General features: G+C 67.9%; 9 protein-coding genes. 3 read left to right on the top strand and 6 right to left on the bottom strand.

Annotated features, from left to right (window positions below):
* Positions 1 to 14: 14 nt before the first annotated feature.
* From QZM35_RS18830 to QZM35_RS18805, 6 genes are all read right to left on the bottom strand, one after another.
* Positions 15 to 941 (bottom strand): TIM barrel protein, encoded by a 927-nt coding sequence (locus QZM35_RS18830; protein WP_301776602.1) that lies wholly within the window; start codon positions 939 to 941, stop codon positions 15 to 17.
* A gap of 32 nt (positions 942 to 973) precedes the next feature.
* Positions 974 to 1,987: a Gfo/Idh/MocA family protein gene (locus tag QZM35_RS18825; RefSeq protein WP_301776601.1), complete on the bottom strand. Its 1,014-nt coding sequence runs from the start codon at positions 1,985 to 1,987 to the stop codon at positions 974 to 976.
* A gap of 59 nt (positions 1,988 to 2,046) precedes the next feature.
* Positions 2,047 to 2,958 carry a sugar phosphate isomerase/epimerase family protein gene (locus QZM35_RS18820; RefSeq protein ID WP_166894555.1) on the bottom strand — a complete coding sequence of 304 codons (912 nt, stop codon included), beginning with the start codon at positions 2,956 to 2,958 and terminating at the stop codon, positions 2,047 to 2,049.
* Positions 2,959 to 3,034: 76 nt separating this feature from the next.
* On the bottom strand, positions 3,035 to 4,060 hold the full coding sequence (locus QZM35_RS18815) for an ABC transporter permease (protein WP_089425167.1): 1,026 nt from the start codon (positions 4,058 to 4,060) through the stop codon (positions 3,035 to 3,037).
* 26 nt (positions 4,061 to 4,086) lie between these two features.
* Positions 4,087 to 5,670, bottom strand: coding sequence for a sugar ABC transporter ATP-binding protein (locus QZM35_RS18810; protein WP_089430966.1), 1,584 nt, complete (start codon positions 5,668 to 5,670; stop codon positions 4,087 to 4,089).
* A gap of 68 nt (positions 5,671 to 5,738) precedes the next feature.
* Positions 5,739 to 6,665 (bottom strand): sugar ABC transporter substrate-binding protein, encoded by a 927-nt coding sequence (locus tag QZM35_RS18805; RefSeq protein WP_089425165.1) that lies wholly within the window; start codon positions 6,663 to 6,665, stop codon positions 5,739 to 5,741.
* A 317-nt stretch (positions 6,666 to 6,982) separates the two neighbouring features.
* On the opposite strand from QZM35_RS18805, the gene iolC reads away from it, so the two are divergent.
* From iolC to iolE, 3 genes are all read left to right on the top strand, one after another.
* Positions 6,983 to 8,941 carry a 5-dehydro-2-deoxygluconokinase gene (gene iolC, locus QZM35_RS18800; protein ID WP_301776600.1) on the top strand — a complete coding sequence of 653 codons (1,959 nt, stop codon included), beginning with the start codon at positions 6,983 to 6,985 and terminating at the stop codon, positions 8,939 to 8,941.
* 40 nt (positions 8,942 to 8,981) lie between these two features.
* Complete coding sequence (gene iolD, locus QZM35_RS18795; RefSeq protein ID WP_301776599.1) at positions 8,982 to 10,865, top strand: 3D-(3,5/4)-trihydroxycyclohexane-1,2-dione acylhydrolase (decyclizing); 1,884 nt, start codon at positions 8,982 to 8,984, stop codon at positions 10,863 to 10,865.
* Between the two features lie 61 nt (positions 10,866 to 10,926).
* Positions 10,927 to 11,856: a myo-inosose-2 dehydratase gene (iolE, locus tag QZM35_RS18790; RefSeq protein WP_301776598.1), complete on the top strand. Its 930-nt coding sequence runs from the start codon at positions 10,927 to 10,929 to the stop codon at positions 11,854 to 11,856.
* Positions 11,857 to 11,883 lie beyond the last annotated feature (27 nt).

The following is an 11,883-nucleotide window of genomic DNA, read 5'->3' as shown; positions in this document are numbered from 1 at the left end:
CGTGATGCGGTGGATCACGCGAAGCCGGCCGATGCGAGAAACGCGCGGCTCGCGGCGACGTCGCGCAGGCTCGTGCCGGCATTGCGCGGGTCGCGCTCCTGCTCGATCGTGATGTATCCCGCGTAGCCGATGTCGTCGAGCGCGTGCCGGATCGACCGGTAGTCGAGCACGCCGGTGCCGATCGGGCACATCACGCCGCGCGCGCACGCGGCGAAGAACGCGATGTGCTCGCCCATCACCGCGTCGTACACGGCCGCGTCGATGTCCTTGAAATGCACGTAGTCGAGGCGCGCCGCGTGGCGGCGCAGCCAGGCTTCCGGATCCATGCCCGAGTAGTACAGGTGGCCCGTGTCGAGACAGAGGCCGGCCATGCCGGCCGGAATGTCGGCGACGATCCGGTCGATCTCGTCCGCGAACTCGATGTAGCCGCCCGCATGCGGATGAATCACCGTGCGCACGCCGAATTCGTCGCGCGCGATCGTCGCGATCTGCCGGATGTGGTCGACCATCGCCGCCCAGCTGTCGTCCGACAGCCGCGGCGCGCGATCGCCGTGGCCGGCCGCGTAGTCGCGTTCGTCGTGGCCCCAGTCCATCACGACGAGGTACGGCGCCGCGTAGCGCTGGCCGTCCTGCGTCGGCAGCTTCGGCAGCCGCGTGATCAGCGCGCAGATCTCGCGCGTCTGGCGCAACAGGTTCGGCAGGTTCTCAGGCGACACGAGATCGTCGAAGATCGTGCCGGCGGTGATGCTCAGGCGTTGCCGCTCGAGCTCGGCGCTCACCACGTCGAGTTCGAGCGGGATGTAGCCGTACGGCCCGAGCTCGATGCCCGAGTAGCCGGCCTCGGCGGCTTCGGCAAGCACCTGCCGCCACGGCGGCAGGTGCGGGTTCTTCACGTCGTCGACACCCCAGCAGCACGGTGCGCAACCCATCTTCATCGTCATGTCGGTCAGTCCGGCAAGTAGGCGGCTGCGGTTCAGCCGCGATAGAACGCAGGGCGTTCGGCCATCGCTATCGGCTCGACCGCCCCGCTCTTTTGCGCACGCACGCAGGCGTCGGCCGCGACCGCCGCCGCGTAGCCGTCCCAGGCCGACGGCCCGGTGAGCGCCTGCGCGCGCACGCCGTCGATGAACGCCTGCAGCTCGACGTCGTACGACGCGATGAAGCGCTCCTTCCAGTCGGTCATGATCTCGACCGACTGCCGCGCCGAATGCTTGAGCCCCACGGTCGGCGGATCGGGCAGCTTCGCGATGCCCTGCTCGCCGACCACCTCGCACTGGATGTCGTAGCCGTACTGGCAGTTCACGAAGATCTCGACGTCGATGCGCACGCCGCTCGCGGTTTCCAGCAGCACGATCTGCGGATCGGCGAGATGCGCGGACGCATGGCGCGTCTTCCTCGGATAGACGACCTGCGTGCTCACGTAGTCCTCGCCGAGCAGCCAGCGCAGCACGTCGAGCTCGTGGATCAGCGTGTCGGTGATCGCCATGTCGGTCGTGTAGCGCTCGCCGACCGACTGGTTGCGGTGCGCGCAATGCAGCATCAGCGGTGCGCCGATCTCGCCGCTGTCGATCACCCGCTTCAGCGCGCGATAGCCTTCGTCGTACGGCCGCATGAAGCCGACCTGCACGAGCCGCTTGCCGTGCGCGACTTCGGCTTCGACGATCCGCATGCAGCCTTCGGCCGTCACGGCGAGCGGCTTCTCGCAGAACACCGGCTTGCCGTGTGCGATCGCGTCGAGCACGAACGCTTCATGCGTCGGCCCCCACGACGTGACGAGCACGGCCTGCACGTCGGCGGCGGCGACCACCTCCTGGCCGTCGCCGTAGATCTCCGCGTCGAGCCCATACTTCGTCACCGCGTCGCGCGCCTGCTGCGGATCGATGTCGTTGACGGCCACGACGCGCGCGCCGGACAGCGTGCGGGTCAGTCTGCGAATATGGTCCTGGCCGATCGCACCGCAGCCGATCACGCCGATTTGCAAGGTCATCTAAAAGTCTCCACTCGTTCATTGGCGGCGCGGCACGCGCCGCACCGGTCAGTCATCCGTCAGCGCGCGGTGCGATCGAAATGACGATCGACATAGCGCTGGATCGTGTCGCGCATGTAGCGCGACGACGCTTCCGCACGGTCCTCCCACGCGAACACGCACGACGACATCACGCCGTCGAAGCCTGCCGCGCCGAGCGCGCGAAAGAACACGTCCCAGTCGATCTCGCCTTGCCCGATGTCGAGATGCTGGTGCACGCGGATCTGGTTCGAACCCGGCGGGTTCACGATGTAGCGCAGCTGGCTGCTCTTGCGATGGTCGAAGGTGTCGGCCACGCGCACGTGCGCGAGGATCGGCGCGGCCTGCGCGATCATCGCGGCCATGTCGTCGCCGTAGTAGAACGTGTGCGGCGCGATGTACGACAGCTTCAGCGACGGCGAGCCGATGTTCGTGACGATGTCGATCGCCGGCTGCAGCTGCTCGATCCAGTCCTCAGGATGCGGCTCGACCGACAGCACGATGCGTTCGCGCTCGAGGATCGGCAACAGCTCGTCCATCGACCGGAACCACGCGGCTTCGCACAGCTCCTTCGGGTTCGCCCCCGGCCGTTCGCCGACCGAGCGCTCGGGCGACGCGCCGCGCCCGAATTCCGACACCATCAGCGCGCACTCCATCTCGACCGCCACCTCGATCGCCTTCTTCCAGCAGCGCACCGCCCATTGCCGCTCGTCCTCGAACGGGCTCGCCCAGCGGTACATCGGCTGCAGCGACGCGAGGCCGACGCCGCTCGCGCGCATCGCCTGCCGGAACGCGGCCATCCGCTCGCGCGTGGCGCGGGGCATCACCCACCAGTCGAGAAAGTCGCTGCGCGGCGACAGCTCGATCTGGTCGTAGCCGAGCTCGGCCACCGCGTGCGGCAGGCGGTCGAGCGGCAGGTGGCGAATCATGTAGGGGTCCAGCGCGATCTTCATCGAATATCCTCGACGGTGGCGGGTTCCAGGCGAAGGCGGCGGCACGTGCCACCCTCGATCTGCGATGCACGAAGGGTCAGCGGCGCTTCTTCTTGTTGCGGTACTGGTCGGCGATCACGGCCGCGACGATGATCGCGCCCTTGACCATCTCCTGGTAATACGCGTCGATGCGGATGAATGTGAAGCCCGACGTCATCACGCCGAGGATCAGCACGCCGATCACGGTGCCCGTCACGCGGCCGAGGCCGCCCGACAGCGACGTGCCGCCGATCACGACCGCCGCGATCGCATCGAGCTCGTACATCACGCCCATGCCCGACTGGCCGGAGATCGCGCGCGCGGCCGTCACGGTGCCGGCGATCCCGCTCAGCAGGCCCGCGATCGCGTAGACGAAGATCAGGTGGCGCGTGACGTTGATGCCCGACACGACGGCCGCGTGCCGGTTCGCACCGATCGCATAGGTGTACTTGCCGAAGCGCGTGTAGCGCAGCACGACGTGGAAGATCGCGGCGATCACGAGAAAGATGATCACCGGGTTGGCGCCCGCGCCGATGGCCGCGAACTGGTCGGTCAGCATCGACACCGGCATCCCGTTGGTGAACCACTTCGCGAAGCCGCGCGCGGCCACCATCGTGCCGAGCGTCGCGATGAACGGCGGGATGCCCGTCATCGCGATCAGCGAGCCGTTCAGCAGGCCGACCAGCAGCCCGACGCACACGCCGGCCAGCACGGGCCAGATGATCGGCAGGTCGGTCAGGTGCGGAAACACCGCGCGCGGGAAGTCGGACACCTGCGCGAGACTCGCCGAGACGACCGCCGCGGCGGCCACGACCGAGCCCGACGACAGGTCGATCCCGCTGGTGATGATCACGAGGTTCACGCCGACCGCGATGATGCCGATCACGGCCATCTGCAGCACGATGATCTCGAGCCGCTCGGTGTTGAACAGGAAGCTCTGGCCGACGACGATCCAGCCGACGATCTCGAAGAACAGGCTGATGCCGACGAGCACGAGGAAGATGCTCAGCTCGGGCGGCCACTTCGTGTGCCGCGTCTTGAGGGTCATGGTCTGCGCATCCGCGACCGGGTTCAGGTTGCCCATTGCTTTGTCTCCAATCTTGGTTCGGCTCAGCGCGACGCGAGATCCATGATGCGGACCTGGTCGGCGTCCTTGCGATCGACGATGCCGGTCATGCGCCCTTCGTGCATCACCATCACGCGATCGCTCATTCCCAGCACTTCCGGCATCTCCGACGAGATCATCAGCACCGCGACGCCCTTGCCGGCGAGCGCGCTGACGAGCCGGTGGATCTCGGCCTTCGCGCCGACGTCGATGCCGCGCGTCGGTTCGTCGAGGATCAGGATGCGCGGCTGCGTGAGCAGCCACCGGCCGATCAGCACCTTCTGCTGGTTGCCGCCCGACAGGTTCTGGATTTCCTCGTGCAACCCGGGCGACTTCACGCGCAGCATCCGGCTCATTTCCTCGCAGTCGCGCTTCAGTTGCGCCTGCTGCACGAAATTGAACTTCACGTAGCGGTGGCTGAGCACCGCCGCTTCCATGTTCGCGAGCAGGTCGAGATTCAGGAAGCAGCCGGTGTCCTTGCGGTCTTCGGTGAGAAAGGCCATCCCGTGCTTCATCGCCTGCGCGGGCGTCGTGATGCGCACCGGCTTGCCGTCGATCCGGATCTCGCCCGACGTGGCCGGCACGACGCCGAACAGCGCCTCCGCGACGTTCGAGCGCCCCGAGCCGACGAGGCCGGCCACGCCGAGGATCTCGCCCGCGCGCAGCTCGAAGCTCACGTCGCGGAACACGCCGTCGACGCCGAGGTTCCGCACCGACAGCACGACGTCGCCGATCGGCACCTCTTCCTTCGGGAACATCTGCGTGATCTCGCGCCCGACCATCATGCGGATGATGTCGTCGCGCGTGACGTCGCTCGATGCATGCGTGCCGATGTACTTGCCGTCGCGGAACACCGAGAACTCGTCGGCGATCTCGAACAGCTCGTTCATCTTGTGTGTGATGTAGACGATGCCCTTGCCCTGCTCGCGCAGCTGGCGAATGATCCGGAACAGGTGCGTGACTTCCTTGTCGGTCAGCGCGGAAGTCGGCTCGTCCATGATCAGCACGTCGGAGTCGAACGACACGGCCTTCGCGATCTCGACCATCTGGCGGCTCGCGACGGTCAGCGTGCGCACGTCGGTTTCCGGATCGATGTCGATCGACAGCCGTTCGAACAGCTCGGCCGTCTGGCGGCGCAGCGCGGCGTGATCGATCAGGCCGAAACGGTTCTTCGGTTCGCGGCGGATCCAGATGTTCTCCGCGACCGTCATGTACGGCATCAGGTTGAGTTCCTGGTGGATCATCGCGATGCCGCGGTCGAGCGCATCGAGCGGGCCGTTCAGCACGACCGGCTCGCCGTTGATCAGGATCTCGCCCTGGTCGGGCGTGTAGACGCCGGCAATGATCTTCATCAGCGTCGACTTGCCCGCGCCGTTCTCGCCCATCAGCGCGTGGACGGTGCCGCGGCGCACGCGGAACTGCACGCCGTCGAGCGCGACGACGCCCGGAAAGGACTTGCCGACACCGCGCACCTCGAGCACGCAGTCGGCCGCGGAAGAAGCCGGCGGGGCCGACGCGCCGGTCGAGCCGGACGAAGCGGCCCGCGCATCGTCGCCGGCCATCGGGCGCGCGACTCTGGCTGTAAACATGGACGTTCCTCGACAAGTCGTGCGCGAACCCGGTCGTGCCGGGCCCGCGCCATTCAACGGATCACCGGTCAATGCTTCGCGTACTGGTTCATGTTCTCGGGCGTCACGAGCTCGAACGGCACGTTCACGTAGCGGTCGACAGACTGCTTCTTCGCGAGCTTGAGCGCGGCCGCGACGGCCTGCTGCCCCTGCCCGGATGCGTTCTGGTACACCGACACCTTCAGCTCGCCGCTCTTCATCGACGCCAGGCCGTCCGGCGTCGCGTCGATGCCGGCGACGATCGTCTTCGGCGTCCACTTGCGCGCGGCCTTCAGCGCGTTGATCGCGCCGATCGCCATCTCGTCGTTGTTGGAGATGATCGCGTCGTACTTCGTGCCGGAGCTCAGCCAGTTCATCGTGATGTCCTGGCCCTGCGTGCGGCTCCACTTGCCCTCGCGCTTGTCGACGATCTTCATGCCCGCGCAATCCTTCGTCGCGATCACGTCCTCGATGTCCTTGGTGCGGGCGCGCGCCGATTCGTTGGACAGCTCGCCCATCAGCACGAGGAGGTCGCCCTTGCCGCCGAGCAGCTTGCACACCTGGCGCGCCTGCAGCGTGCCCGACTGCTTCTCGTCGGACGCGACCACCGCGACGCCGGCCGGCAGCTTGTCGAAATCGACCGGCTTGCGGTTCACGTAGACGAGCGGAATCTTGGCCGCCGTCACCATCTTGGTGATCTTCGGCGTCGCGTCGGTATCGACCGCGTTCACGATGATCGCGTCGACCTTCTGCGCGATCATGTTCTGGACCTGGCTCAACTGCTTGCCGACGTCGTTGCCGCCGTCCTCGATCTGCACCGTCGCGCCGTCCTTCTTCGCCGAATCGGCGATGCTGTTGCGCAGGATGGTCAGGAACGTGTCGTCGAACGACGCCATCGTCACGCCGATCTTCTCGGCATGCGCGAGCGGCGCTGCCAGGATCGCGGCGGCCGCGACGGCCATCAGCTTGGTCTTCATGATCAATCTGTCTCCTCATCTCCGGGGGGCGGAAGACGGCGCGTTGCGCGCCGCCGGGCCGAGTCCGATCGAAGCCGATACGGACTGAAGCATCCGGATGAAACTGTAGATCACTTCCTCGAAAATTTGGAAATTTATTTCTACGTGATTTCACCTAGGGAACTGGATTTCCAAAAAGTCTAGACTCCGTTCCGTAGCCCGATTCCTTGCGGCAGGCAGTCCCGCGTCGTGCAGCACACGATGCGAAGCGTCGCCCGAGGTTCGGTCCCCTAATCTGCCGGCATCGCCGAACGCCGGCCGCGAGCGTGACACGTGATATGAGCCTGCTGACCTTTCCGAGTGACCGCCCCATCGATCTCGCCTGCCTCGGCCGCGTGGCCGTGGATCTCTATGCGCAGCAGTACGGCAGCCGCCTGGAAGACGCGCGCAGTTTCCAGATGTATCTCGGCGGCTCGTCCGGCAACGTCGCGTTCGGCGTGGCCCGGCTCGGGCTGAAGACCGCGATGATCTCGCGCGTCGGCGACGAACAGATGGGCCGCTTCCTGCGCGAGACGCTCGAGCGCGAAGGCTGCGACACGAGCCAGCTGCAGACCGACCGCGAGCGCCTCACCGCGCTGGTGCTGCTCGGGCTGAAGGACCGCGACACGTTCCCGCTGCTGTTCGTGCGCGAGAACTGCGCGGACATGGCCGTGCGCGCCGACGAGATCAGCGAGGACTTCATCGCCGGCTGCCGCGCGCTCGCGATCACCGGCACGCACCTGTCGACGCCGGGCACGCGCGAGGCGTCGCTGACCGCGCTCGGCTATGCGCGCCGCCATGGTGTCGTGCGGATCCTCGACATCGACTACCGGCCGGTGCTGTGGGGGCTGACCGCGCGCGGCGCGGGCGAAAACCGCTACGTGCCGGACGCGCAGGTGACGCGGCAGCTGCAGCAGGTGCTCGGCGAATTCGACCTGCTGGTCGGCACCGAGGAGGAATTCCTGATCGCGGGCGGCGTGCCGCACGACGTGATCGGCTCGTTGCAGGCGGTGCGCAAGATCACGAACGCGACGCTGGTCGTCAAGCGCGGCGCGCTCGGCTGCTGCGTGATCGAGGGCGACATTCCCGCCCGCATCGACGATGCGCCGACCTGTCTCGGCGAGCGCGTCGAGGTGCTCAACGTGCTCGGCGCGGGCGATGCGTTCCTGTCGGGCCTGCTGTCGGGGCTGCTGCGCGGGCGCGACTGGGCCGAGTCGACGCGCATCGCGAACGCGTGCGGCGCGATCGTCGTGTCGCGCCATGCATGCTCCGCCGCGATGCCGACGCCGGCCGAGCTGGCCCACTGGTTCGACGGCAGCCGCAATCCGGTGGTCGACGCCGACCACACGCTCGCGCACCTGCATCGCGTGACGGTGCCGCGCCGCGAATGGGACGACCTGTGCGTGATGGCGTTCGACCATCGCAGCCAGTTCTATGAACTCGCGGTGCAGGCCGGCGCGGACGAAGCGCGGATCAAGACGCTGAAGCGCCTGCTCGTGCGCGCGGTCGAACAGGTCGAGCGCGATCGCCACATCGAAGGCCATGTGGGCGTGCTGATCGACGGCGGCGGCTACGGCAGCGACGCGCTGGCGTCGGCGACCGGACGCGGCTGGTGGGTCGGCCGCCCGGTCGAGCTGCCGGGCTCGCGGCCGCTGCGCTTCGACGAAACGCGCTCGGTCGGCTCGTCGCTCACGCACTGGCCGACCGAACAGGTCGTGAAGTGCCTCGTGCACTATCACCCGGACGACCCGGTCGACCTGCGCGTCGAACAGGAGCAGCGCGTGCTGGAGCTGTGGGAAGCCACGCGCGCCAGCGGCAACGAACTGCTGCTGGAAATGATTCCGCCGCGCGCGGTCACGCCGGCCGGCACCGAGGACGATGCGGTGCTGCGCACGATCGCGCGCTTCTACAACCTCGGCGTGAAGCCCGAATGGTGGAAGCTCACGCCGCTCACCGCCGACGGCTGGACGCGGCTCGCCGCGCTGATCGCCGAGCGCGACCCGTATTGCCGGGGCGCCGTGATCCTCGGGCTGAACCAGCCGCTGCAATACCTCGTCGACAGCTTCCGCTCGGCGACCAACCCGATCGTCAAGGGCTTCATGGTCGGGCGCACGCTGTGGGCCGACGCGTCGCTGAACTGGTTCGCCGGCCGGATCGACGACCAGGCGCTGATCGACGAAGTCGCCGGCAACTTCGCGCAGCTGGTCGACGCGTGGCTCGGCCGCCGTGCCGCGGCCGCCCGCGCCGCCGCGGCCTGACGCGGCGCCTGCGATGACCCTTTCCTCTTCACCGACCGACATGACCTCTACCGTGAGACTGACCGTCAGCCAGGCGCTCGTGCGCTACCTGGCCGCCCTGCGCGCCGAAGTCGTCCAGCCCGACGGCCGCACCGAGATCCTGCCGTACTGCGGCGGCGTGTTCGCGATCTTCGGCCACGGCAACGTGGCCGGGCTCGGCGAGGCGCTGCACGCGGAAAAGGACCGCCTGCCGACCTTCCGCGCCCACAACGAGCAAGGGATGGCCAATGCGGCCGTCGCATTCGCGAAAGCGAATTTCCGCCAGCGGATGATGGCCGCGACGTCGAGCATCGGCCCCGGCGCGACCAACATGCTGACGTCGGCCGCGCTCGCGCACGTCGGCCGGCTGCCGCTGTTGCTGCTTCCCGGCGACGTGTTCGTGTCGCGGCTGCCCGACCCGGTGCTGCAGCAGGTCGAGGATTTCGAACAGGGCGACGTCAGCGCGAATGACTGCTTCCGGCCGGTGACGCGCTACTTCGACCGCATCACGTCGCCCGAGCAGCTGCTCGTCGCGTTGCCGCGCGCGATCCAGGTGATGACCGACCCCGCGCAGTGCGGCCCCGTGTGCCTCGCGCTGCCGCAGGACGTGCAGACCTTCGCATACGACTGGCCCGAGGATTTCTTCGCGCCGCCGGTGATCCGGATGCGCCGGCCGCCGGCCGACGCGCTCGAACTCGCCGATGCGCTCGACGTGCTGAAGGCCGCGAAGAAGCCGCTGATCGTCGCGGGCGGCGGCGTGCTGTACAGCCAGGCATGGGATGCGCTGCGCGCGTTCGCCGATACGCATGGCGTGCCGGTCGCCGAATCGCAGGCCGGCAAGGGCAGCCTCGCGTGGGACCATCCGTTGAATCTCGGGTCGATCGGCGTGACGGGCTCGCCGGCCGCGAACCGTGCGGCCGCGCAGGCCGACGTGGTGTTCGCGGTCGGCACGCGGCTGCAGGACTTCACGACCGGCTCGCATGCGCTCTACGGCAATGCGACGCTATTGAGCCTGAACGTGCAGCCGTTCGACGCGGGCAAGAAGCGCGGCCGGCAACTGGTGGCCGATGCGCGCACGGGCCTCGGCCAGTTGTCGGCCGCACTGGCCGGCTGGCGCGCCGATCCGGCGTGGACCGCAAGCAACCGCGATCAGGCGGCCGCGTGGAACGCGCGCGTGACCGAACTCACGACGCGCGTGCCGACCGACACGCTGCCGTACGACGCCGAAGTGATCGGCGCGGTGCGCGACTCCGCGGCCGACGCGGGACGCGACAGCGCGCGCGACGACCTCGTCGTGTGCGCGGCCGGCACGCTGCCGGCCGAACTGCACAAACTGTGGCGCAGCGGCGTGGCGGGCAACTACCACATGGACTATGCGTACTCGTGCATGGGCTACGAGGTCGCGGGCGGCCTCGGCGCGAAACTCGCGCGGCCCGAACGCGAAGTGATCGTGATCGTCGGCGACGGCTCGTACATGATGCTCAACGCGGAACTCGCGACGTCGGTGATGCTCGGCCGCAAGCTCATCGTCGTGATCCTCGACAACCGCGGCTACGGCTGCATCGAGCGGCTGCAACTGAATTGCGGCGGCGCGAGCTTCAACAACATGCTCGACGACTGCGTGCCGGAAGGCGGTGAGCGCTCGACGATCGATTTCGCGATGCATGCGCGCGCGATGGGCGCCGAAGCCGTGCACGTGCGCGACATCGGCGAGCTGCGCAGCGAGATGAAACGCGCCCGCGCGGCGACGACGAGCCAGGTGCTCGTGATCGACACCACGCACCGGCGCACAACCGACGACGGCGGCGCATGGTGGGAAGTCGCGGTGCCGCAAGTATCCGAGCGTGCCGGCGTCGACGCGGCGCACCGCGCGTATCTCGATGCGAAGACCCGGCAGCGGCGCTGATCGCGCGCACGGCCCACGCACCCTCCCCGCGAACAACACATCCGAACCAAGGAAGCACGTCATGAGCTGGAACGTCCGCATCGGTATCAATCCCCTGTCGTGGATGAACGACGACCTGCCGTCGCTCGGCGGCGAGACACCGCTCGAAACGGCGCTGAAGGAAGGCGCCGAAATCGGCTACGCGGGCTTCGAGCTCGGCAACAAGTTTCCGAAGACGGGCCCCGAGCTGAAGGCGAAGCTCGCCGAGTTCGGGCTCGTGTGCGTGTCGGGCTGGTATTCGGGCTTCCTCGCCGAGGTCGAGCCGGGCATGAGCGACGCCGATGCGGTCGCCGCCGAGATCGAGCGCTGCCGTGCACACCTGACGAAGCTGCGGGTCAACGACGTGAAGGTCGTCGTGTACGGCGAATGCGCGGGCACGATCCAGGGCAACATCGACATGCCGGTCGCGAAGCGGCCGCGCTTCGTCGACGACGCAGCCTGGCGACGCTACGCGGCGCGCCTCGACGCGTTCGGCGCGCACCTGCTCGACACGTACGGCATCAAGCTTGCCTACCATCACCACATGGGCGCGTACGTCGAGTCGCCCGACGACGTCGACCGGCTGATGGCGCTGACCGACCCGGCGAAGGTATTCCTGCTGTTCGATACCGGCCACGCGTATTTCGGCGGCGCGGCCGACCCGGTCACGCTGCTGAAGAAGCATGTGTCGCGCGTGGTTCACGTGCATTGCAAGGACGTGCGACCGCAGGTCGTCACGCAGGCGCGCAACGACGGCTGGAGCTTCCTGAACGGCGTGATCAACGGCACCTTCACCGTGCCGGGCGACGGCGCGCTCGACTACGAGGCGACGCTGCACACGCTGAAGGACGCCGGCTACGAAGGCTGGCTCGTCGTCGAGGCCGAGCAGGATCCGGCCGTCGCGCCAAGCTATGCGTATGCGAAGAAGGGTTACGAATCGCTGCGCGCGATCGTCGACCGGTTGAGCGCGTAAGCGCGTGAACGCATGAGCCCCACCCTG

The organism is Burkholderia sp. AU45274 (genome assembly GCF_030482505.1).
Lineage (GTDB): Bacteria > Pseudomonadota > Gammaproteobacteria > Burkholderiales > Burkholderiaceae > Burkholderia.
This window is presented reverse-complemented; position numbering and strand designations above follow the sequence as displayed.